The organism is Streptomyces changchenzhani, assembly GCF_039766235.1.
GTDB lineage: Bacteria > Actinomycetota > Actinomycetes > Streptomycetales > Streptomycetaceae > Streptomyces.
On record NZ_JBDHNH010000003.1, the window covers coordinates 128,664 to 151,669 of the forward strand.

General features: G+C 71.3%; 20 protein-coding genes. 12 read left to right on the forward strand and 8 right to left on the reverse strand.

What is annotated here, in order from left to right; genetic code table 11:
• Window positions 1-18 precede the first annotated feature (18 nt).
• From ABCR94_RS12060 to ABCR94_RS12070, 3 genes are all read right to left on the reverse strand, one after another.
• Entirely contained in the window at window positions 19-1,197 is a 1,179-nt protein-coding gene (locus tag ABCR94_RS12060) for a cytochrome P450 family protein (protein ID WP_347119252.1), read from the reverse strand.
• Window positions 1,194-2,978, reverse strand: coding sequence for an MAB_1171c family putative transporter (locus tag ABCR94_RS12065; protein WP_347119253.1), 1,785 nt, complete (start codon window positions 2,976-2,978; stop codon window positions 1,194-1,196). The genes ABCR94_RS12060 and ABCR94_RS12065 overlap by 4 nt, the downstream gene beginning before the upstream one ends.
• Window positions 2,979-3,112: 134 nt before the next feature.
• Window positions 3,113-3,568: a helix-turn-helix domain-containing protein gene (locus ABCR94_RS12070; RefSeq protein WP_347119254.1), complete on the reverse strand. Its 456-nt coding sequence runs from the start codon at window positions 3,566-3,568 to the stop codon at window positions 3,113-3,115.
• Window positions 3,569-3,915: 347 nt separating this feature from the next.
• Between ABCR94_RS12070 and rpmE the strand changes: the two genes are divergently transcribed.
• Window positions 3,916-4,209, forward strand: a complete 294-nt coding sequence (rpmE, locus tag ABCR94_RS39040; protein WP_521976947.1) for a 50S ribosomal protein L31 — start codon at window positions 3,916-3,918, stop codon at window positions 4,207-4,209.
• A gap of 23 nt (window positions 4,210-4,232) precedes the next feature.
• Here rpmE and ABCR94_RS12080 read toward each other — a convergent pair whose 3' ends face one another.
• Window positions 4,233-4,559 (reverse strand): hypothetical protein, encoded by a 327-nt coding sequence (locus ABCR94_RS12080; protein WP_347119255.1) that lies wholly within the window; start codon window positions 4,557-4,559, stop codon window positions 4,233-4,235.
• Window positions 4,560-4,774: 215 nt separating this feature from the next.
• Here ABCR94_RS12080 and ABCR94_RS12085 point away from each other — a divergent pair, with 215 nt between their 5' ends.
• Window positions 4,775-4,975: a hypothetical protein gene (locus ABCR94_RS12085; protein WP_347119256.1), complete on the forward strand. Its 201-nt coding sequence runs from the start codon at window positions 4,775-4,777 to the stop codon at window positions 4,973-4,975.
• Between the two features lie 75 nt (window positions 4,976-5,050).
• On the opposite strand, the gene ABCR94_RS12090 is transcribed toward ABCR94_RS12085, so the two are convergent.
• Window positions 5,051-5,470, reverse strand: coding sequence for a CBS domain-containing protein (locus tag ABCR94_RS12090; protein WP_347119257.1), 420 nt, complete (start codon window positions 5,468-5,470; stop codon window positions 5,051-5,053).
• Window positions 5,471-5,879: 409 nt separating this feature from the next.
• Between ABCR94_RS12090 and ABCR94_RS12095 the strand changes: the two genes are divergently transcribed.
• From ABCR94_RS12095 to ABCR94_RS12115, 5 genes are all read left to right on the forward strand, one after another.
• Window positions 5,880-6,854, forward strand: a complete 975-nt coding sequence (locus ABCR94_RS12095) for a MerR family transcriptional regulator (protein ID WP_347119258.1) — start codon at window positions 5,880-5,882, stop codon at window positions 6,852-6,854.
• Between the two features lie 143 nt (window positions 6,855-6,997).
• A complete protein-coding gene (locus ABCR94_RS12100; protein WP_347119259.1) occupies window positions 6,998-8,188 on the forward strand; it encodes an acyl-CoA dehydrogenase family protein in 1,191 nt (396 codons plus the stop codon).
• Between the two features lie 46 nt (window positions 8,189-8,234).
• Window positions 8,235-9,161 carry an oxygenase MpaB family protein gene (locus ABCR94_RS12105; protein ID WP_347119260.1) on the forward strand — a complete coding sequence of 309 codons (927 nt, stop codon included), beginning with the start codon at window positions 8,235-8,237 and terminating at the stop codon, window positions 9,159-9,161.
• Window positions 9,143-11,407 carry a serine/threonine-protein kinase gene (locus ABCR94_RS12110; RefSeq protein WP_347119261.1) on the forward strand — a complete coding sequence of 755 codons (2,265 nt, stop codon included), beginning with the start codon at window positions 9,143-9,145 and terminating at the stop codon, window positions 11,405-11,407. The genes ABCR94_RS12105 and ABCR94_RS12110 overlap by 19 nt, the downstream gene beginning before the upstream one ends.
• Before the next feature lie 88 nt (window positions 11,408-11,495).
• Window positions 11,496-13,079, forward strand: coding sequence for a phytoene desaturase family protein (locus tag ABCR94_RS12115; RefSeq protein WP_347119262.1), 1,584 nt, complete (start codon window positions 11,496-11,498; stop codon window positions 13,077-13,079).
• Between the two features lie 12 nt (window positions 13,080-13,091).
• Here the strand turns inward: ABCR94_RS12115 and ABCR94_RS12120 are convergent, their stop codons facing one another.
• Window positions 13,092-14,132, reverse strand: coding sequence for a CopD family protein (locus tag ABCR94_RS12120; protein ID WP_347119263.1), 1,041 nt, complete (start codon window positions 14,130-14,132; stop codon window positions 13,092-13,094).
• Window positions 14,133-14,260: 128 nt separating this feature from the next.
• On the opposite strand from ABCR94_RS12120, the gene ABCR94_RS12125 reads away from it, so the two are divergent.
• Entirely contained in the window at window positions 14,261-14,578 is a 318-nt protein-coding gene (locus ABCR94_RS12125) for a hypothetical protein (protein WP_347119264.1), read from the forward strand.
• Between the two features lie 28 nt (window positions 14,579-14,606).
• Here the strand turns inward: ABCR94_RS12125 and ABCR94_RS12130 are convergent, their stop codons facing one another.
• Window positions 14,607-16,349, reverse strand: coding sequence for a serine hydrolase domain-containing protein (locus ABCR94_RS12130; RefSeq protein WP_521976949.1), 1,743 nt, complete (start codon window positions 16,347-16,349; stop codon window positions 14,607-14,609).
• A gap of 206 nt (window positions 16,350-16,555) precedes the next feature.
• On the opposite strand from ABCR94_RS12130, the gene ABCR94_RS12135 reads away from it, so the two are divergent.
• Window positions 16,556-17,665 (forward strand): nitronate monooxygenase, encoded by a 1,110-nt coding sequence (locus ABCR94_RS12135; protein WP_347119266.1) that lies wholly within the window; start codon window positions 16,556-16,558, stop codon window positions 17,663-17,665.
• Window positions 17,662-19,212: an acyl-CoA synthetase gene (locus ABCR94_RS12140; RefSeq protein WP_347119267.1), complete on the forward strand. Its 1,551-nt coding sequence runs from the start codon at window positions 17,662-17,664 to the stop codon at window positions 19,210-19,212. The genes ABCR94_RS12135 and ABCR94_RS12140 overlap by 4 nt, the downstream gene beginning before the upstream one ends.
• 40 nt (window positions 19,213-19,252) lie before the next feature.
• Here the strand turns inward: ABCR94_RS12140 and ABCR94_RS12145 are convergent, their stop codons facing one another.
• A complete protein-coding gene (locus tag ABCR94_RS12145) occupies window positions 19,253-19,705 on the reverse strand; it encodes a hypothetical protein (protein WP_347119268.1) in 453 nt (150 codons plus the stop codon).
• A 263-nt stretch (window positions 19,706-19,968) separates the two neighbouring features.
• On the opposite strand from ABCR94_RS12145, the gene ABCR94_RS12150 reads away from it, so the two are divergent.
• Together ABCR94_RS12150 and ABCR94_RS12155 are read left to right on the forward strand one after the other, a co-directional pair.
• The gene (locus ABCR94_RS12150) at window positions 19,969-21,438 is read left to right on the forward strand and encodes an aldehyde dehydrogenase family protein (RefSeq protein ID WP_347119269.1); all 1,470 of its coding nucleotides are present in this window, start codon (window positions 19,969-19,971) and stop codon (window positions 21,436-21,438) included.
• Window positions 21,426-22,991: an APC family permease gene (locus ABCR94_RS12155; protein WP_521976818.1), complete on the forward strand. Its 1,566-nt coding sequence runs from the start codon at window positions 21,426-21,428 to the stop codon at window positions 22,989-22,991. Before ABCR94_RS12150 ends, ABCR94_RS12155 begins: the two co-directional genes overlap by 13 nt.
• Window positions 22,992-23,006: the final 15 nt, after the last annotated feature.

Consider the following 23,006-nt stretch of genomic DNA (forward strand, 5'->3'; position numbering starts at 1 on the left):
GGGCCGCGCGGGCGCTGGTCACACGAGCAGTGGCAGGGACTCCAGCCCGCGCATCAACCGCGTGTGACGCCACCGGAGTTCCTCGGCGGGAACCGCCGGGCGGACCCCCGGGAAACGCGTGATGAGCGCCCGGAGCGCGATCTCGGCCTCGGCCCGCGCCAGGGGCGCGCCCAGGCAGCGGTGGATGCCGTGGCCGAAGGCGAGCTGCGCCCTGGTGTCCCGGTCCAGGTCGAGCCGGTCGGGCTCGCTGAAGCGGGCGGGGTCGCGGTTGGCTGCGCCAGGGGCGATGAGCACCGGGACGCCCGCGGGGATCTCGGTGCCGCCGAGCGTCAGTGCCTCGGTGCTGTAGCGGAACGTGGCGATGCCCACGGGGGAGTCGTAGCGCAGCAACTCGTCGATGGCGCCGCCGAGCAGCTCGGGCTCCTCGCGCAGCCGCCGCAGCGAGTCCGGGTGCTGCACCAGGGCCAGCGCCGCGTTGCCGATGAAGTTGGTGGTGGTCTCGTGACCGGCCACCAGGAGAAGCACGGCGAGCGAGACGAGCTCCGGCTCGGTCAGCCGGTCGTCGCCGTCCCGCACGGCGATGAGGTCGTCGATCAGGCCCTCCCCGGGCCGGGCGCGCTTGGCCGCGATCAGGTCGGTCATACAGCCCGCGATGGCGTGCGACGCGGCGTCGGCCCGCTGCGGTTCTCCTGCGGCGAAGAGCTCACTCGACCACTCGCGCACGCTTTTACGGTCCGCCTCCGGGACGCCGAGCAGCTGGCAGATGACGGTGACCGGCAGCGGCACCGCGAGGCTCGCCACCAGATCGACGGGCCCGTGCCGCGGCCACTCGTCGAGCATGGTGTCGACCAGGCCGGTGATGTACGGGCGCATCCGCGCGACGGCCCCCGTGGTGAACGCCCTGGTCACGAGGGTCCGCAGCCGTGCATGCTCCGGCGGGTCGGTGGCCAGCATGCTCTGGGAGACGGCCGGATGGATGTCGCGCCGCGACGGCTGACCGGCGAAGAACCGTGCGGTGTTCTTCGACAGCCGGGGATCGGCGAAGGCCTCGCGGGCCTCCGCGTAGCCGGTGACCAGATAGCTGTAGCGCCCCCCGGAGCCGGTGGGGACCTTCTGCACCGGGGCCGCGCCGCGCAGCTTCGCGTAGGTTGGGTACGGGTTGGCGAAGAACCGCGGATCCTGCAACGGGTCGCTCATGCCTGCGCCCCCGCTTCCGCGGAGGCCGGTGCGCCGTCGGCGTCACGCACGATGTCGCTGTGCGCGTACGCGTGGGCGACGAGCAGCAGCCACTCGGTCTCGGCCCGGAGGTTGCCCTCGCGGGACTCGGTGCCCGGGGCCTGGGGGGCGGCTTCTTCGGGCAGTTCCCCGCCCGCCGCCTTCGCGCGTACGGCGGCCGACAGGACGGCGGCCTCCACGATGGCGTCGCCCTGGGCGGTGTCCGCGAGACCGCGCGAGGCGACGGCCAGGCCCGCGCTCTCCTGGACCGTCACGGAGCGGTGGAGGCGCAGCGCGATCCCGCCGTCGTTGATCTCGATGACCCGGCGGTGCAGGAAGAAGTCGGAGTCGTCCGCGTCGTCCTCCTGGTGGAAGTCGGCGGGGTCGAGGACGACTTCGGGGGTCGCTCCGGTGATGTCCTTCCAGAGCGGTCCGAGCGCCGCGAAGGACCGCGACTCCCACCGTCGCCGCAGGAACTGGCTGAACGGCCAGGCCACCGCGGGAAGCGTGAGGCCCAGGGTGATGAGAAGCACGGCCAGGGCCGGCGAGGTCACACTGAACACGCAGCGCACCGGAATGACGGGCGACGAGCACCGGGAATGGTCTGCGATGAGGTCGAGCCCGAGCCCCAGCGAGATCATCACGAACACCTTGTACGCGGAGTACAGCAGCGCGAAGAGGCAGCCGACGGCCGTCATGCGCAGCCCGACGCGCTGGCTGGTGCGCCGGGAGCGCTTGGACTGCTGCCAGGTCTGTACGAGGAAGTCCTTCGCCGTGATGCCCAGATACGAGATGTAGATCAGGACGTAGAGCGCGTAGATCCTCGGCGAGCGGTCGTTCATCTCCTCGGCGGCGAACAGCACGGTCATCCCGGTGACGGCGATACCGAGGAAGAGCACGCGCAGCCGGATGCTCCGGCGGGCGGCGTCGGGCTCCAGATTGAGCTGGAGCATGAAGGCCAGCACCGAAGTCGCGGCGGCCAGCGTGAAGGAGTTGCTGAGCAGCCGGCCCACGTGGGGGACCACGCTCTCCGCCGCGTTCTCCACGAGCGGTGTGTACGACGCGAAGGCGAGGGCGAAGGAGACGAGCAGCGCAGCCATGGCCCACGTGCCGGTCGGCCGGTGGCCGCCCCGTCCGCGAACCCAGTAGACGGCTGCGAGGAGCAGCACGATGGCCACTCCGGAGAAGAGCAGGCTGATCATGGGCGGCGGCGGCCCTTCCTGGATGGTTTGGCGAACAGTGCTTCCCAGCTCTCGGCGCCCTTGGCGGGCCGGCTGGGGGGGGGGGAGTTCACGCCCGCGGTAGATGCGCTGACGGATGACGGTGGCCATCATCTCGGCCTCGCGTTCGTCGTCGGTGGAGTAGCAGGTCCGTCCCGACATGCGCTGGACGAGGGTGGGGTTGAAACCGATCGCGTGGAACGCTTCGGCGTCCAGCTCCAGGCTGCCCGGGTGGTCACAGAGGATGTGGCTCACCTCGTGCGCGAGGATGTGATTCTGGTGCAGCGGCGACGTCGCCTCCTCGTAGAACAGGAGATCGGCCTCGGGCGTCTCCAGGCGGATTCCGCACGGTGCGTCGATCGCGCCGAGTGTGCTCAGCGGCCTGAGGATGATCGGGCGGCCGCGCAACTCCGCCACGGCATCGCACAGATGCCGCGTGTTGAAGCGGTGGGGCAGCCGAAGGGCGCCCACACGCTCCTCGCACTCCGTGCGGAGCCGCTCAAGGTCCATGATCGTCCTGACGTCGCTCGGGTCTGGACCCATGTGGGCGCAACCCGGGTGCGGCCGGGGGATGATCCGGAAGAGCCTGCTCCAAATCGCTCGAAAGCTTAGGCGATTGCTCCGACCGATTCAAAGAAATCTGCCCCTCCCGGCGAAACGCCGGGCAAGGCGGAGCGCTAGTCGTCGAGTTTGAGGTTGTTCGTCGCGGTATCGCCCGGCAGGCCCTCCAGGCGACGCGCCTGCTCGATCACCGCGGACAGCATCTGAAGGCTCTCCGTACTGAGGCCGTTGGCCCGCAGCGCCACGCTCCGCACGCCCTGGTCCCGCATGGCGGCCAGAACGGCGATCTCCGCCCGCGCGCGGTCGGCGGTCTCCTCGTCGAAGAAGTAGCCCGCGGGCACACCGAAGAAGCCTGCGAGCGCCTTGATGGTGTGCCGTGTCGGGTTCTTCTTGGCGCCGGTGCGCAGTTGCTGGATCGCGCTCGCGGTGAGCCCCTTGCCCTCACCCCCCGACGCCTCCTGGATCCCCTCGGCGACCTCGGTGTACGTGTACGGCCCGCGGGCCGGCGGATGGACCTCCCTGAACAGGTGGTCCAGCAGCTGCGCGAAGGTGTGCCCCTCTTCGTCTGTCACGTCCAGTACGTCCTTCTCGCCATGATCGCCGCGCTGTCCACTCTGGTGTGGGGGGAGCCCGGAATGTGCTGGGCCCACCCAACTGTAGTTGACGCGGTCCCGCAACTGGGGTGTACGTTTCTGCCAGTGCCCGGTCACACCAGAGTGTTGCTCTGCTGATCAGGTGCCATATGCTGTCCTGGCCATACGGCCGAGCCACCGGGACGGCGGCCGGGTTCCACGGGGGTGGGCCCGGCCGCCACACTGGACATCCGGGCAGTATTCGGGCCCATCCGGTCACGGCACCGCGCACAGGGCTGAACACATGGCTGTGGGCCGCCCGGCACTGCCTGGCGCGCCACCGGGGCATCGGGAACCAGCTCCACCAGGGCGCCGCCCGCGTCCAGCACCTCGTCGCAGCGCCTGGCCACATCGGGCGTCGCCGGCCCGAGGCCACGGCTCCCACCACATTGAAGAGCCCGATCAGCGCGAGGAGCGACGACGGCAATACGTACCCTGTCGTCGACGTCGAGATCTCCTCGGAGAGCCACCCCTTCTATACGGGGAAGGCCAGGACAGCGGACTCGGAGGGCAGGGTCGCGCAGTTCGAGCGCCGCTACGGGCAGGACGGCCAGGGCGGCGAGCCCCCGGCGGCCGGATAGCCCCGCAGTCGGACCCGCCGCGGTCAGATCTCGTTCAGATCCTCAATCAGTTCCTCGGTCAGTCCGTCCTCCGGGCCCTCGTCCAGGTCCTCGTTCGGCGCGTCCGGGTCTTCCTCCTCGTCACCGGTCGCCGGTTCGGTGTCCGGCTCCTCCTCGGCGAGCAGCTGATCGAGCGATTCGCCGCGCCGTGCCTCCTCGGCCGTCGTGCCGAAGGACTCGGCGGGCGACCAGTGCTCGGCCGGGGTGATGCCCGCGTCGAGCGGGTCGGAGTCCAGGTCGTCGCTCATCAGCGTGTCCTGCGCGTCCAGAACGCCGTCGTCCTCGGGAAGCTCCGTGTTGTCTTCGCTCATCAGTCCCACTCCGTGCTCGGTTATGGCCTGGCTGGGCTCACCTCACACCACGCTGCCGCAGGCGGGCGCCCTTCGCATCCGGAACATACGGCAGTGCCGGACGCGAAGGGAGTGGGCGAGGTGAAAGACGAGCGGGCACGTGATGTTCAGCGGATGCGGTCCGGGTAGGCGCCAACCAGAATGCCGACTGATCGACGAAACAAGGAGGAGGCGGTATGAGCGAGGAATCCGTTTCGAAGCGAGACCCGTCGGAAGTGACCCCCGACAGCTTGCTGCACACCGGCGCCAGCGACGACGTCACCCCCGAGGACCTGGTGCTTGCCTCGGGGCGCGATGTGACTGCGGAAACCCTGGAATGGGCGCGGCGCCGGCTGGAGAAGGAGGGCCGCGCGGCCATTGACGCTCAGCTTCCGTAGCGTGTAAAGATTCGGCCCGGCACAGCGTCCGCCGCTGTGCCGGGCCGAATCCGTACGCTCAGAGGCCGCGGTGGGTCAGCCCGTCGCGTAGACACGGCTGACGAAGTCGGCGAGCTGCTCGGCGGGCAGGTTCCGTGCCAGGTCCGCCTCGGTGATCACACCGGCCGGCCTGCCGTTGTCCAGGACGAGCAGCCTGCGGATACGCGCCTCACCCATCACCCGTACGGCGTCGGACGTGTCGGCGGACACATCGACGGACACCGGTGCACCCGCCGCGAGGTCCCCGGCGGTGACCTTCGCCGGGTCGTGGCCCGCGGCGACACACTTCACGATGATGTCGCGGTCGGTGACGATGCCGATGAGCTCCCCGTCGCCATTCTGTACGGGCAGCGCGCCGATGCGGTGGTCCCGCATCAGCTGGGCCGCGCGGTCGAGTGTCTCGGTCGCCGGAATGCACCGGACGTCAGGGGTCATCAGGTCACGGACAGTGGTCACGAAGGTCCTCCGGGTTCGACGGATGCGCCACAGTCATGCTGGACGCACCCCGGGTGGTCAGCGACCGGACGGGCTCTTACGGGTGACTCGCGGGGGTTCACCGGTGCGGGTGAACCGCACGGGGGGCGGGACGCGCCGAAGCCGCCCGGCCCGGGGGAGCCTGCTTGGGCCAGACGGCTGCGGCGTGGCGCCACGGGAGGCCTCTGCGTCGTGACGCCTCTGCACGGTCGGCCCGTCGCCCGTGGGCGCGTGACGTCCTCCGCGCACCGGCCGGGCCGGTCGTCCGCGTCGATGACGAAGCGGACGCTTCCGGGAGCCGTGGGCCGACCGCCGTCCTTGTGTTGGCAACCCTGGTCGCAGTTGCTCCAAGGCGGCAACTCGCGTCGTTCGTGCGTCGTATCGTCCGGAGATGGACATCGAAAGCGGGACATCGCCCGAAGCCGGGATGACAACTGGGGCGGTTGCACTGCGACTTGGTGTGGCGCCGACGACGTTGAGGTCCTGGGACCACCGCTACGGCCTCGGCCCGGCCGTGCGTGAGGGCGGCCGGCACCGGCGCTGGGCGCCCGCGGACGTGGCCCTGCTGGAGCGCATGTGCCGCCTAACGGCCCACGGCGTCGCGCCTGCCGAGGCCGCCCGGCTGGTTCGTGGGCCCGACGGGCCGTACCAGGGGCAGGTGTCGCCGGGACCCGACACGTACTCCGGGCGCGTCGTCCTGATCCCCGCTCCGCGCACCGCCGCGCGGGCCGGCCGTGGCCTGGGCAGGGCCGCCGTACGCCTCGATTCTCCCCGCCTCGACACCCTGCTGGCCGCATCCGTCACCGAGCACGGGCTCGTCGGGGCCTGGGAGGAGGTGATGTCCCCGACGCTGCGCGCGATCGGCCGCACCTGGGCCGCGTCCGGTGACGCGGCGGGCGAACGGTACGTCGAGGCCGAGCACTTGCTGTCCTGGCACATCTCCACCGCGTTGCGCCGCGGCTGCCGCCCGAAGGACCCGGAGAGCGACGAGCCCCCGGTGCTGCTGGCCTGCGTACCGGGCGAGACGCACACTCTGGCGATGGAGGCACTCGCGGCCGTCCTGGGTGAACGAGGGCTGCCGGTAAGGATGTTCGGCGCGGCGGTTCCTGCCGGGGCCCTGTCCGAGGCGGTACGCAGAACGGGACCGCGCGCCGTGGTGCTGTGGTCCCAGACCCGCCTCACGGCCGACCGCGTCCTGGTGAACCTGGTGCGCGCCACGGCCTGGGGCATCAGGGGTGCGCGGTCCCGGCCCACCGTACTGATCGCCGGTCCCGGTTGGACGAGGGTGCGCGATACGGCCGGGGTGCGCCGGCCCAAGAGCCTCGCGCAGGCACTGGACTTCATCGAGGCGGCGAACGACGGCTGACGTACGGGACGCCGCCGGTTCGCGCGAACCACCGCACGGGGACTCCCGGTGCGGCGTGCGGTTGAGGGGAAGCCCTTCCGGATTCTTGGAACACGTTCTAGTCTGTGCGCCGCCATAGGGAACGCGATACTCCTGGAGGGCCCGTGCACCTCGAATACACGCCTGAGCAGCAGCAGTTGCGCGCCGAACTGCGCGCGTACTTCGCCGAGCTGGTGCCGGACAACGTATACGCGCGGTACGCCGACCCGGCGGCCCAGAAGCGCTTCTACCGGGAGACCGTCCGCCGCCTGGGCACCGACGGCTGGCTCGGCGTCGGCTGGCCCAAGGAGTACGGGGGGCGCGGCCTCTCGCCGATGGAGCAGTTCATCTTCTTCGACGAGGCCGCACAGGCCGGTGTGCCGCTGCCGCTGATGGCGCTCAACACCGTTGGCCCGACGATCATGCAGTTCGGTACGGACGAACAGAAGACGTACTTCCTGCCCAAGGTCCTGGCCGGTGAGATCGACTTCGCGATCGGCTACAGCGAACCCGACGCGGGCACCGACCTCGCCGCCCTCAAGACCCGCGCCGTACGCGACGGCGACGAGGCCACCGGCCACTACACCGTCAACGGCCAGAAGATCTGGACCACCAACGGCGACACCGCCGACTGGGTGTGGCTCGCCGTCCGCACGGATCCGGACGCACCGCCGCACAAGGGCATCACCATGCTGCTCGTGCCGACCAGCGACCCCGGCTACTCCTGCACCCTCATCAACACCCTGGCCTCGCACGACACCACGGCCAGCTACTACGAGAACATCCGCGTCCCCGTCTCCTGTCGTGTCGGCGAGGAGAACAAGGGCTGGCGGCTCATCACCAACCAGCTCAACCACGAGCGCGTCACCCTCGCCGCCCACGGCACCATGGCCATCCGCGCCTTCCACAACGTCCAGCGCTGGGCCGCGGACACCAAGCTCGCCGACGGACGCCGGGTCATCGACCTCGGCTGGGTGCGCGGGCGCCTGGCGAGGACCCACACCAAGCTCGACGCGATGAAGCTCCTGAACTGGCAGATGGTGTACGCCCTCCAGAACGCCACGCTCACCCCGCAGGACGCGTCGGCGGTGAAGGTGTACGGCTCCGAGGCGCGCCGTGACGCGTACGCCTGGCTGATGGAGATCGTCGGCGCGGCAGGCCCGTTGAAGGAGGGCTCGGCGGGCGCGGTCCTGCACGGTGAGCTGGAACGGGGCTACCGCAGCGCCGTCATCTTCACCTTCGGCGGCGGCAACAACGAGATCCAGCGGGAGATCATCTCCTGGATCGGGCTGGGGATGCCGCGGGTACGCCGCTGACGGGCCCACGCCGTTAGCCTGGGCGTACCGGCAGGAGGTGGGGGACATGCGCGACGCCGATCCGGGCCTGTTCGGGCCCGAATCCGTCACCTGGCAGATGCACGGCGACCCGATGATGTGGGTCGCGGGCATCAGGGCCCTCTATCTTCAGGCGCTGCACCCGCGCGCGGTGCGCGGAGTCATGCAGAACAGCGACTTCCGCAACGACGCCTGGGGCAGGCTGATGCGCACCGCAGGCTTCGTCGGCACCATCACCTACGGCACGACCGAAGCGGCCGAACGGGCCGGCGCCCGGGTCCGCAAGATCCACAGCATGCTGGGCGCCACCGACCCCGCGACCGGCGAGCGCTACGGGGTCGACGAGCCCGAGCTGCTGCGGTGGGTGCACTGCGCCGAGGTCGACTCCTATCTGCACGTCCTGCGCCGCTCCGGCTTCCGCCTCAGCGCGGCCCAGGCCGACCGGTACATCGACGAACACCGTGAGGGCGCCCGGCTGGTCGGCCTGGACCCGGCAACGGTCCCCGCGTCCACCGCCGGGCTCGCCGCGTACTTCGAAAAAGTGCGGCACGAACTCGTGGTGGGCCCCGAAGCGCGCGCCGTCGACGATTTCCTCCGCAAACCGCCCGTTCACCCGCTGCTCGTACCGGCGCGCATGCTGCTGTGGCGGCGCGTGGCCGGGCTCGCGTACGCCTCCCTGCCCACATACGCCCATGAGCTGTACGGACGCCCCGCCCCCGCCTCGCTCACCGTCACCCGTAGGCTCCGCGCAACCGGAACCGCCCTGCGGGCCGTCCCCGCACGTGTGCGCTGGCAACTTCCACCGGGGCACATCCTCGAAGCGATGGCCAGGCTCGGGCCCGACGCGCGTCCGGCACCGTACAAACTCACCTGTCGGACGGCCATACTGGACGAGCCGGGGAGGGCGCAGCAAAACGACGGGGGCGACAGCACGAGATGGCGGACACCAGGCTGATCCAGGGCCGGTACCGGCTGCTCGATCTGATCGGGCGCGGGGGCATGGGCGAGGTGTGGCGTGCTCGCGACGAGTCGCTGGGCCGACGGGTCGCAGTGAAATGCCTCAAGCCGATGGGCCCCCAGCACGATCAGTCCTTCACCAGAGTCCTGCGCGAACGCTTTCGCCGCGAGGCGCGCGTCGCCGCCGCCCTCCAGCACCGGGGCGTCACCGTCGTGCACGACTTCGGGGAGCACGAGGGCGTCCTCTATCTGGTCATGGAGCTGCTGGAGGGCCGCAACCTCAGCCAGCTCCTGGAGGACAACAAGGCCCACCCGTTGGCCGTCCCCGATGTCGTCGACATCGCCGAGCAGGTCGCCTGGGCCCTCGCGTACACGCATGAACAGGGCATCGTCCACCGTGACCTGAAGCCCGCCAACATCATGCGGCTCACCGACGGCACAGTGAAGATCTGCGACTTCGGCATAGCGCGCCTGGGCCACGACATCGGCATCACCTCCCGGCTCACCGGCACGGGCATCGCCATGGGCACCCCCCACTACATGTCGCCCGAGCAGATCGGCGGCGTCAACGTCGATCACCGCAGCGACCTCTACTCACTGGGCTGTGTGCTGTACGAGATCGCCACCGGCGTCCCGCCGTTCGACCTGGACGACGCCTGGGCGGTCCTCGTCGGTCACCGCGACACCCAGCCGGAGCCGCCGCGCACCCACCGCGAGGAACTCCCCGAGTTCTTCGACCGGATCGTCCTCGACCTGCTCGCCAAGGAGCCCGACGAGCGACCGCCCGACGCCAAGAACCTCGCGCACCGCCTCACCGCGGGGCGGGCCTCCGGCGTTGTCCAAGCTCTGGCGTCCGTGCCCTCACCCGTGCTGCGCCCGTCCGGCGCCCGCCCCGAGCAGCCGCCCTCGCTCGCGCCCAGGCTCCCGTCCTGGACCCGGGGCATGACCACGGGCCACAAGGCGAGCGGGACCTGGCCGTCGCCCGCCGCCGCGACCGACCACTCCGCCGGGCTGACGGGGGAGTGGACCACCGGCGTCGGCCTGCGGGCCGGGGTCGCCGTGCAGGCCCCGCAGCGCCAGGAGCGGCCCACGCCGCCGCCCGAGGTGCTCACCGTCCTGAACAGCAGGCACAACGCGGGCCTCAGCCTCGGGCGGCTCGGCCGCTGGACGGAGGCCGGTGAGGTGCACCGCGCGGTCGCCGTCGAGCGCGAGCACGCGCTGGGCCCCGACCACCCCGACACCCTCGCCAGCCACTACGAGGTCGGCTTCACCCTCAGCAGGACCGGCCGCGCGGCGGACGCGCTGCGCGAGTTCGGCCGCGTCGCGGACGGCCGCGAGCGCACCATGGGCCCGGACCACCCCGAAACCCTCGCCGCGCGCCAGGAGATGGCGTACGTCCTCGGCCAGCTCGGCCGGCACTTCGAAGCCCATCAGGTGTACGCAGCGGTGCTCGCTTCGCGCGAGCGCACCATGGGACCCGAGCACCCCGACACCCTGCGCTGCCGGCACAACCTGGCGTTCAACCTGAGCAGGCTCGGCCGCCTGGAGGACTCGTACCGCATGGCGCACGAGGTCGCGGCGGCCCGCACGAGGGTGCTCGGCGCGACCCACCCCGACACGCTCGTCACCCAGTACGAGGTCGCTTACGCGCTCGGCCAGCTGGGCCGCTGGTCGGAGGCGCTCCAGACCTACCGCGAGGTCGCGGCGGCCAGGGCCCAGGCACTGGGCGCCGACCATCCCGACACGCTCTCCGCCCGCTACGAGGTGGGCATAAGCCTCGGCCGCCTCGGGCGCAGCGCGGAGGCACTTGAGCTCTACCGTTCGCTGGTCGACGACCGTACCCGCGTGCACGGCCCCGCCGACCCCGAGACGCTGCGTGCCCGCCACGGCCTCGGCGTCAACCTCGGGCGGCTCGCCCGCTGGGAGGAGGCTCTCACCGAGGCGCGCGACGTGTGCGCGATACGTGAGCGCGTGCTGGGGCCCGACCACCCCGACACGCTCGTCAGCCGCCGCGAAGTCGCCGTCGGCCTCGGCTGGCTGGGCCGCTGGGCGGACGCCCTCGCGGTGTACGGGCAGGTCGCGGAGGCCCGCCAACGGGTCCTCGGCGCCGACCACCCCGACGCCCTGGCCAGCCGCAACGACGAGGCGCACTGCCTGGAGCAGCTCGGCCGCGGCGCGGAGGCCGTGGAGCTGTACCGGCGAGTGGCGGCGCTGCGCCAGCAGCGCGGTGCCCAGAGCCTCTGATGCCACCGACGCCCCGGACCTCACACTGATACCTCCGACGCTGCGGAGCCGATGAGCGTCAGTACCCGAGACAGGAGCGTGTGAGGCCATGTCCGTACAGGAAGTCCCCGGGACAGGCGGGGCCCATGACTCCTACGACGCCGTGATCGTGGGCGGCGGGCACAACGGCATGGTCGCCGCCGCCTATCTGGCGCGCGCCGGGCGCTCGGTCCTCGTCCTGGAGCGGCTCGGCCACACCGGCGGCGCCGCCGTCTCCACCCGCCCCTTCGCCGGGCTCGACGCCCGGCTGTCGCGCTACTCGTACCTGGTCAGCCTGCTGCCGGACAAGATCGTGCGCGACCTCGGACTGCGCTTCGCGGTCCGCGAACGCACCATCTCCTCGTACACCCCCGCCCGGCGGCACGGCGCTTCGACCGGCCTGCTGGTCGGCGGCGGCGAGGACCGCACCCGTAGCTCGTTCCGGGCGCTCACGGGAGCCGACCGGGACTTCGAGTCCTGGCAGCGGTTCTACGCCATGACCCGCCGGGTCGCGGAGCGGGTCTTCCCCACGCTCACCGGGCCGCTCCCCACCCGCGAGGCCCTGCGCGAGCGGATCGGTGACGCGGACGCCTGGCGCATGCTCTTCGACGAGCCGCTCGGCGTCGCGATCGAGGACACCTTCGACGACGACCTCGTCCGGGGCGTTGTCCTGACGGACGCCCTGATCGGCACGTTCGCCGACGCGCACGACCCCTCCCTGGCGCAGAACCGCTGCTTCCTCTACCACGTGATCGGCGGCGGCACCGGCGACTGGAACGTACCGGTGGGCGGCATGGGCGCCCTCACCGACGCACTCGCCACCGCCGCGCGGTCGGCGGGCGCGCGGATCGTCACCGGGCGCGAGGTGACCCGGATCGAAACCGACGGGACCCGGGCCGAGGTCTCCTGGCGCACGGATCAGGAGGAGGGCACCGTCGCGGCCCGCCAGGTCCTGGTGAACGCCTCACCGCAGGCGCTCGCGGGCCTGCTCGGTGACGCGCCCCCGGCCCCGTCCGAGGGCGCCCAGCTCAAGGTCAACATGCTGCTGCGCCGCCTTCCCGAACTGCGCGACCGTACGGTTTCGCCGAGTGACGCCTTCGCCGGTACCTTCCATGTGGCCGAGGGGTACGAGCAGTTGGCGGCCGCGCACCGGGAGGCGACCGCGGGCAGGCTGCCGAGCGCGCCGCCGTCCGAGATCTACTGCCACTCGCTGACCGACCGGTCCATCCTCGGCCCCGAACTGGCCGAGCAGGGCTACCAGACCCTGACGCTCTTCGGACTGCACACCCCCGCCGGACTCTTCGCGCACGACAACGACGGGGCGCGCGAGAGCCTGCTCAAGGCGACCCTCGCCCAGCTCGACGCCCACCTCGCGGAGCCGATCGCCGACTGCCTCGCGCTCGACGAGGAGGGCCGCCCCTGCATCGAGGCGAAGACCCCGCTCGACCTCGAAGCCGAACTGCGGCTGCCCGGCGGCAACATCTTCCACCGCCCGCTCGCCTTCCCGTACGCCGACGAGTCCGCCGGGACCGGCAGGTGGGGCGTGGAGACGGCGCACGCGAATGTGCTGCTGTGCGGGGCGGGCGCGGTCCGGGGCGGCGGAGTCAGCGGCATCCCGGGCCACAACGCGGCGATGGCGGCGCTCGGCCACTAGCGGGTGTCGCAGCTACCGCACCGGAACCGGCACGGCGGTCAGCAGCGCCGATACGAGCACCACCGCGCCCAGCGCCACCAGCTCGACCCGGGCCGCGCGGCAGGCACTCGGCCCGCGCCGAGGCCGGTGCAGTCGCCGTCGGGCCACCATGGCGAGCAGACCCACCAGGGCGACCAGGAGCAGCTTGGCCAGCAGGGTACGGCCGTAGGCACTGCTCAGGATCTGATCGAGCGGCAGTCGGCGCAGCGTGCTCGCCGTCCCGGTGACCGCGAGCGCGGCGAACAGCCAGGCCGCCATTCGGGCGTAGCGGCCGAGCAGGACGCGGGCCGCGTCCGGTGCGTCGCGCCACCCGTACATCGTGCGCAGCGCGTGCAGCAGCCCGCCGCACCACAGGGCGGCGGCCGTGAGGTGAACCACGGTCAGCGCGACCCCGACGGCGGGGCTGTCGACCTCGGGGTGTGCGCGTACCGCCTCGGCGATGACCACGAGGGCGAGCGGCGTCACGGCCCACGCGGGGCGGCTCCGGCTCGCGCAGTACGCGGCGGCCAGGAAGGCGTTGGCCTGGAGGAGCGCCAGTTGGCCGGGAAGGGTCCCGTACGTCTCCAGGAGACCGTCGGGATCGGCCAGGCCCGCAGCGAGCGACCCCAGACCGGCCAGCTGGACGATCTGCGCGACGGCCGCGACTGCGCCGAGCAGCGAGACGCCCACGGCCCAGCTGCGCGGACGCGACGCGGGGGCGCCCCGGACGGTCCGTGCCATCCGGGTCACGGCCAGCTCGCCGGCGTGCAGCGTGAGCGCGGCGAAGAGCACCGCGCGCAGGACGGCGGTGGTTCCCACGCCGGGTATGCGGATCTCGCCCGTGCCGCGCGTCACGAGGCCCGCGCCGATCAGACACAGCGGGACGAGCACGGCCACGACAGCGGCCACCCGGACAGCCGGTGCGACGGCCTGCCGGGCCCGCCATGGGCGTACCTCGGCCGCCCGGACCGGCGGCGCCGCGTCCAGAACGGCGTCATTCGTCGCATCAGTGAGAGAACGGTCCGGAAACGTCACAGATTGATCGTCTCCGGAGGAGTGCCTTCCCTGCAAGGCGGGTTCGGGTCCAGTTCGGTCGCTGGAGCCCCTGGACCGGCGCTGAGGATTTCCACCGGACCCGCCTCGGACCCGCATAACGTGGGCCCATGTCGAAATCGCGTTTGTCGCTCTGGTCGTCGGACTCGGTGCTGTCGATCGGTTCCGTGGGGTCGGTGCTGTCCATCGGGTCGGTCGGCTCCGCGCTCAGTGTCGGCTCGATCGGCAGCTCACTGTCGGTCGGCTCGATCGGGTCCGCCCTGTCGTTCCTCTCCGTCGGCTCGGCTTTGAGCACCGGATCGGCGTTTTCCCTGCAGTCCCAGTGGTCGGTGCTGTCCGTCCAGTCCCGGCGTGGCGTCCTGTCCGCGGGGGCCGTGGCAGGGCTGGCCGGCGCCGCCCTGCTGCTCATGCGGCGCCGGGACCGGTAGGGAGGTCGCGCCCGCTGAGCGCTGCTGATCAGTCCTCGGTGGCCGTCCAGCCTACGGCCTCGATACGGGCCGCGTCCCGGGGCTTGGACTCGTCGAAGACGGTGCGGCGCCCGTCGTCGACCCGCAGACCGTCGACGTACGCGCCGCGTCCGACGTACAGCGTGTCGGTCGTGTATCGCCAACGCAGCGTTACGTCCCTGCCGGTCCAGGCCGCCAGGTCCGCGGTCAGCCGGTGCCAGACCCGTCCGGACCAGCCGGTGGCGGAGCCGTCGGGGTGCGGCTCGGGCGCCCGGCCCTTCTCCTTGCGCGCAGTTCGTACGGTGGTGAACGGCGCCGGCTGCCAGGTGGCGCCGTCGTCCGTCGAGGCTTCGAGGAAAAGGCGGTCCGAGCCGGGCTCGGTGTCCCACCACAGCGAGCAGCGCAGCCGAGGGCGGTCCTGGCTGAGGCGCAGGGCGGGCAGGGTGAGTGTGGCGGTGGTGGCGACGGCCATGCCGGAGAACCAGGCGGTGCGGCCGTGTGGCGGGCGTACGGCGACGGCGCGCGCCAGATTGTTGGCGGCGGCGACGCGCGGGGCGCTGCTGGAGCGCCAACTGCGCACCGGGTGAACCGAGTTGCCCAGGACCACGAGAAACGAGTCGGTCGACGGATCGAGCACCAGGCTGGTACCGGTGAAGCCGGTGTGGCCCGCGGTCCTGGGCGTGGCCATCGCGCCCATGTACCAGTGCTGGTAGAGCTCGAAGCCCAGGCCGTGCTCGTCGCCCGGGAAAGCGGTGTTGAAGTCCGTGAACATCAGCTCGACCGACTCCGGGTCCAGGATGCGCCGACGGCCGTACGCGCCGCCGTTGAGCAGCGTACGGGCGAGGATCGCGAGGTCCCAGGCGTCGGAGAAGACCCCGGCGTGGCCAGCGACACCGCCGAAGGCGAAGGCGTTCTCGTCGTGCACCTCGCCCCACACCAGGCCGCGTTCGAGGCCCGACCAGGGCAGCCGGGCGTCCTCGGTGGCCGCGATCTTCGGCTTCCAGGAGGCGGGCGGGTTGAAGCGAGTGCGGTGCATCCCGAGCGGAGCGGTGATCTCGTCGTGGAGCAGCACATCCAGAGTGCGAGCGGTGATCTCCTCCAGGATCAGCTGGAGCGAGATCAGATTGAGGTCCGAGTAGAGGTACTTGGTGCCCGGGGCGCCGGTCGGCGCCTCGTTCCACAGCAGCCTCAGCTTCCCCTCCCGGGTCGGCTCCTTGTAGAGCGGGATCCAGGAACGGAACCCCGAGGTATGGGTGAGGAGTTGACGGACCGTGATGTCCTGCTTCCCCGCGTCCCCGAACTCCGGGAGATACGCGGCGACCTTCCCCTCCAGCTCCAGCGTGCCGCGCTCGATCTGCTGCACGGCGAGGATGGATGTGAAGAGCTTGGAGACCGACGCCAGATCGAAGACGGTGTCCTCGGCCATCGCGATCCGCTGCCCCGCCGGGAGCTCGACCCCCGTGTCCGTCTTCTCGTCGTACGCCGAATAGCGCACCGCCGAGCCGATCGGCCGGTGCAGCGCCACGGTGGCGCCCCGGCCCGCGAGCAGCACGGCACCCGCGTACCAGGGATGCTTGGGGGAGGGGCCGAGGAAGCGCTCCGCGTCCGTGACGAGTTGCCGCAGCGGGCCGGGGAGCAGCCCGGCCCGCTCGGGCGAGCCGCGCCGCAGGGTGGTCCGGCCGCCGGAGGGCGGCGTCGCGGCCGCCGCCGAGGCGGGCAGTCGCGCGAGCGCCAGGGCGCCGCCCAGCGCCATGAGGCCACCGCCGAGGCCGCGCCTGCTGATCCCGCTGTCCGCCGCACCTTCGGTCACGAGCCACCCCTTGTGAAAGTAACTTCCGCCTCACGTCCAACGCCTGAAACTTTCTTGCAGACGGAGAGTGCTGTCAACCGCCCAAATTGTCTGACGCAGCATCAGAAAATCTCTTCCCTCGTCCGCCCCGCTGCGGCATCCTGCGGCCCATGGAGACGGAGCTGAGCAAGAAACTGGGAGTCGAGCACGCGATCTTCGGCTTCACCCCCTTCCCGGCCGTGGCCGCCGCCATCACCAGGGCGGGCGGACTCGGCGTACTGGGCGCGGTCCGCTACACGGCACCCGAGGATCTCGCGCGCGACCTCGACTGGATGCAGGAGCACACCGACGGCAAGCCGTACGGCCTCGATGTCGTCATGCCCGCGAAGAAGGTGTCGGGGGTGACCGAGGCCGAGGTCGAGGCGATGATCCCCGAAGGGCACCGCGAGTTCGTCACGCAGACCCTCGCCAAGCACGGCGTACCCGAACTCGATCCGGGCGAAGCCTCGGGCTGGCGCATCACCGGCTGGATGGAGGAGGTCGCCCGCAACCAGCTCGACGTCGCCTTCGACTACCCGATCAAGCTGCTCGCCAACGCACTGGGCTCGCCGCCCGCCGACGTCATCGCGCGCGCCCACGCCCACGACGTCCTGGTCGCCGCGCTGGCCGGCAGCGCCAAGCACGCCAGGCGGCACGCCGAGGCGGGCATCGACATCGTCGTCGCACAGGGCTACGAGGCGGGCGGCCACACCGGTGAAATCGCCACCATGGTCCTGGTCCCCGAGGTCGTCGAAGCGGTCCACCCGCTGCCCGTACTAGCCGCCGGAGGCATCGGCAGCGGCGAGCAGATCGCCGCCGGGCTCGCTCTGGGCGCCCAGGGCGCCTGGCTCGGCTCGATCTGGCTCACCACCGAGGAGGCCGACCTCCACTCGCGCGCCCTCACCGCCAAGCTCATCTCGGCGGGCTCCGGCGACACCGTCCGCTCCCGCGCACTGACCGGCAAGCCCGCCCGCCAGCTGCGCACCGAATGGACCGACGCCTGGGACGACCCGAGCGGCCCCGGCACCCTGCCCATGCCACTCCAGGGCCTCCTGGTGGCCGAGGCCGTCTCCCGTATCCAGAAGTACGAAGTCGGCCCGCTGCTCGGCACCCCGGTCGGCCAGATCGTCGGCCGGATGAACTCCGAGCGCGGCGTCCAGGCCGTCTTCGACGACCTCACCCGTGGCTTCGAGCGGGCCGTGGACCGTATCAACCGCATCGCAGGACGGAGCGAGTCATGAGCGAGCCGCTCAACGGTTTCTGGGCACAGGCCACCGCGAACCCCGACCGCGTCATACTGGTCGCCCCCGACGGCGAGGAATGGACGGCCGGCCGGCTGCACGCCGCCGTCAACCAGCTCGTGCACGGCCTGCGCGCGGCCGGACTCGAACGCGGCGACTCCTTCGCCGTGGTCCTCCCCAACGGCGTGGAGTTCTTCACGGCGTACCTCGCCGCCTCCCAGGCCGGGCTCTACCTCGTCCCGGTCAACCACCATCTCGTCGGCCCCGAGATCGCCTGGATCGTCGCCGACTCCGGCGCCAAGGTGCTCATCGCGCACGAGCGATTCGCCGACGCGGCCACCGCCGCCGCCGACGAGGCGAAGCTGCCGGCCTCGCACCGCTACGCCGTCGGCGCCCTCGAAGGCTCCCGCCCGTACGCCGAACTCCTCGACGGGCAGAGCGAGTCAACGCCCGACGACCGCACGCTCGGCTGGGTCATGAACTACACCTCGGGCACCACGGGACGCCCCCGCGGCATCCGCCGCCCGCTGTCCGGCCGGCTTCCCGAGGAGTCCCACCTCGGCGGCTTCCTCGGCATCTTCGGCATCAAGGCCTTCGACGACAACGTCCACCTGGTCTGCTCGCCGCTCTACCACACCGCCGTACTGCAGTTCGCGGGTGCGGCCCTGCACATCGGCCACCCGCTCGTCGTCATGGACAAGTGGACGCCCGAGGACATGCTGCGCCTCATCGACCGTCACGCGTGCACCCACACCCATATGGTCCCGACCCAGTTCCACCGGCTCCTGGCCCTGCCCGAGGACGTACGCACCGCGTACGACGTGTCGTCGATGCGGCACGCCATCCACGGGGCGGCGCCCTGCCCCGACCACGTCAAGCGGGCGATGATCGACTGGTGGGGGCACTGCGTCGAGGAGTACTACGCGGCGAGCGAGGGCGGCGGCGCCTTCGCGACCGCCGGGGACTGGCTGAAGAAACCGGGGACCGTCGGCCGTGCCTGGCCCATCAGCGAACTCGCCGTCTTCGACGACGACGGCAACCGGCTGCCGCCCGGTGAGCTGGGCACCGTCTACATGAAGATGAGCACGGGCGGCTTCAGCTACCACAAGGACGAGGGCAAGACGAAGAAGAACCGCATCGGTGACTTCTTCACCGTCGGTGACCTGGGCGTCCTGGACGAGGACGGCTACCTCTTCCTCCGCGACCGCAAGATCGACATGATCATTTCGGGCGGCGTCAACATCTACCCGGCCGAGATCGAGGCCGCCCTCCTCACCCACCCCGCCGTCGCGGACGCCGCAGCCTTCGGCATCCCGCACCCGGAGTGGGGCGAGGAGGTCAAGGCCGTCGTCGAGGTGGCCGACGGGCACCCCCCCGACGACGCGCTGGCCGCGGACATCCTGGCGCTCTGCGAGCAGCGACTGGCCCGCTACAAGCGGCCCAGGACCGTCGACTTCATCGAGACGATGCCACGCGACCCCAACGGCAAGCTCTACAAGCGCCGACTGCGCGAGCCCTACTGGGAGGGCCAGGAGCGCGCGGTGTGAGGCGGGGCCGCCCGGCGGCGGCTGAGCGCTGAAGCGGAGGTCAGACCGCGTCGGTCGAGGCAGCGGCGTCGGCTTTGGCCTCGGCGGCGTCTTCGGCCGCGTCGGCCTTGGCCTCGGCGGCGTCCTTGGCGGCGTCCGCTTTGGCCTCTGCCGCGTTGGCTTTCGCTTCGGCGGCGTCCTTGGCCGCGTCGGCCTTGGCCTCGGCGGCGTCCTCGGCCGCCTCCGCCTTGGCTTCCGCCGCGTCCTTCAGGGCCTCTGCCTTGTCGTCCGCGGCATCGTCCGCGTCGTCGTCGACGGCGGCGGGCGTGTCCACGGCCACGCCGTGGACCCGGTCCTGATCCCGGTCTTGGTCCTGGTCCCGCACGATACGGTCCGATCCGCCGTCGCCTGCGGCGTGCGCGCCGGCCGCCACGGCGGCCCCCGGCAGCGCGGCCATGAGGGCGACGGCCAAGGCGGCCGAAGCGACGGAACCCCTGCGAATGCTGCGATGCATGTGTCTGCCTTCCAAGCCGGTCGGCGGGAGATCCCACCGCTTCCATGGCATCGCGCCCGGCAGGAACGGGCGACCTGCGAAGGCCAAGTGGGTGCGGCCCGGCCCGTACAGGGCGGGCCCAGCCTCGACGCGCCGAGAAACGACTCGGCCGAGTGGCCGCGCGCACGGTGCGTGTGTGACCCAGGCCACTTATTGTGAATTTCGGAGCTCGTCGCAGACCGTACGCACCACTCCTTCTTCCCGTGCGAGCCCGGAGGGACGTCATGCCGGAGCTGTTCATCGGTGGCCAATGGACCGCTGCCGTAGAGGGTGGAACACGCGAGATCCGCTGTCCGGCCGACGGCACGCTCGTCGCGACCGTCGACGAGGCAGGACCCAAGGACGCCGCCGCCGCGGTCGGCGCCGCCCGCGACGCGTTCGACCGCGGGCCGTGGCCGCACACCCCGGCCGCCGAGCGTGGACGGCTGCTGCTGCGCGTCGCCGACCTCCTCGACCGCGACACGGACGCGTTCGCCCGAGCCGAATCCCTGGACACCGGGAAGCGGCTCGTGGAGAGCGAGTACGACATGGCGGACATCGCGAACTGCTTCCGCTACTTCGGCAACCTGGGCGCGTCCGGCGGCACCGACCGGGTCGTCGACGCGGGGAACCCGGAGACGGACAGCAGAGTGGTGCACGAGCCGGTCGGCGTCTGCTCGCTGATCACACCGTGGAACTACCCGCTGCTGCAGACCGCCTGGAAGGTCGCCCCCGCGCTCGCCGCGGGCAACACCTTTGTCCTCAAGCCCAGCGAGCTGACGCCGCACACCGCCATCCTGCTGATGAAGGCACTCACGGAGGCCGGACTGCCGCCCGGCGCCGCCAACCTGGTACTGGGCGCCGGCGCCACCGCGGGCGCGCCCCTGAGCACCGACGAGCGCGTCGACCTGGTCTCCTTCACCGGCGGCCTGATCACCGGCCGGCGCATCATGGCCGCGGCCGCGCCCACCGTGAAGAAGATCGCCCTTGAGCTGGGCGGCAAGAACCCCAACATCGTCTTCGCCGACGCCGACTTCGACACGGCGGTCGACTACGCGCTCATGGCGGTGTTCCTGCACTCCGGACAGGTCTGCTCGGCCGGTGCCCGGCTCCTCGTCCAGGACGAACTGCACGACGCCTTCGTCGACGAGGTGGTGCGCCGGGCCCGGGAGATCCCGCTCGGCGGCCCCTTCGACGAGCACGCACGCACCGGACCGCTGATCTCCGCCGCGCACCGCGACAAGGTCGAGGCGTACGTCGCCGCGGGCCTCGCCGAGGGCGCCGTGCTGCGGTGCGGCGGCGCGCGCCCCGACGACCCGGCCCTGCAGAACGGGTTCTACTACCCGCCGACCGTCCTCGACGAGTGCACCCCCGGCATGTCGGTGGTACGTGACGAATCGTTCGGCCCGGTCCTGACCGTCGAACGGTTCCGCAACGAGGCCGAGGCGCTCGCCCTGGCCAACGACACCGTCTACGGCCTGGCCGGAGCCGTCTGGACGCAGGACAGCGAGCGCGCCCACCGGGTCGCCGCCGGGCTGCGGGCAGGCACCGTATGGATCAACGACTTCCACCCCTACGTGCCACAGGCGGAATGGGGCGGGATGAAACAGTCCGGCGTCGGCCGTGAACTGGGACCCGCCGGTCTTGCGGAGTACCAGGAGGCCAAGCACATCTGGCGCAACACCGCGCCCAGGCCGCAGAGGTGGTTCGAGTGAGCACGACCGGAGCAGACCGTCCCGGAACACGACCCGACGGCACCCACGACGACGACTCGCTCCACGAGCTCGGCTACAAGCCCGAACTCAAGCGCACCCTGGGCAACTTCCACACCTTCGCCGCGGGCATCAGCTACATCTCGATCCTGACCGGCACCTTCCAGCTCTTCTACTTCGGCGTGAGCTTCGGCGGACCGGCCTACTGGTGGTCCTGGCCGATGGTCTTCGCCGGTCAGCTGATGGTCGCCCTGTGCTTCTGCGAGCTGGCGGCCCGCTACCCCGTCGCCGGTTCGGTCTACAACTGGGCCAAGGCCATGGGCGGCCCGCACACCGGCTGGCTCGGCGGCTGGATGATGATGACGGCCACCATGGTGACGCTGTCGGCCGTGGCGCTCGCCTACCAGCTCACGCTGCCGCAGATCGACTCCTGGTTCCAGTTCATCGGTGACGGCAGCGGCAAGACGGACGCGGCGGCCAACGCCGTCCTCCTCGGCTCGGCGCTCATCCTCTTCTCCACCGTGATCAACGCCTTCGGCGTCAAGCTCATGGCCCGGATCAACTCGGCGGGCGTATTCATCGAGCTGATCGCCGCTGTCGCCCTGATCGTCTTCCTCGCGGCGCACATCACCCGCGGCCCCAGCAGTGTGCTGACCGAGACCAACGGGCTCGGCGCCGGCGAGAGCCTCGGCTACTTCGGCGCGTTCCTCACCGCGTCGCTGGCCTCCGCGTATGTGATGTACGGCTTCGACACGGCTTCCTCACTGGGCGAGGAGTCGCACAACCCCGACCGCAACGCGCCCCGCGCCATCCTGCGGGCCCTCGTCGCCTCCTTCCTCATCGGCGGACTCATCCTGCTGTTCGCTCTGATGGCCGTACCGGATCTGGCCGCGAAGGAGCTGTCGACGGGCGGCCTGCAGTACGTCGTCCTGGAGACGCTCGGCTCGACCGTCGGCGAAGTCTTCCTGTGGTGCGTGGTCGTCGCGATCACCGTCTGTGTGCTGGCCGTACAGGCCGCGGGTATCCGCCTGATGTTCGCCATGGCCCGGGACAACAACCTGCCCGCGGGCTCCGTACTCGCCAAGGTCAGCCCCCGCTTCCAGACCCCGGTGGTGCCCGCCGTCGTGATCGGTGTGGTGGGCGTCGTCATCCTGGTGATCAACGTCAACCAGCCGCAGATCTTCTCGGTGATCACCAGCATCGCGATCATCATGATCTACGTGGCCTACCTGCTGGTCACCGTGCCCATGCTGATCAAGCGGCTGCGCGGCACCTGGACGCCCGCCGAGGGCAAGTTCTCGCTCGGCCGGTTCGGTCTGCCGGTCAACATCGTCGCCGTGGTCTGGGGCGCCGTCATGTCGCTCAACCTCGCCTGGCCGCGCGCCGAGGTGTACAACGCGACGGGCGCTCAGCACTGGTACCTGCGCTGGGGCGCGTTCCTGTTCATCGGCATCGTCGCGCTGGGCGGCTTCGCCTACTACTGGTTCGTGCAGCGTCACAAGACCGGCGTGCTCGAAGACCACCGTGCCGAGGTGCGCGACCCCACGGCACCCTGACCCCGCGACGGGCGT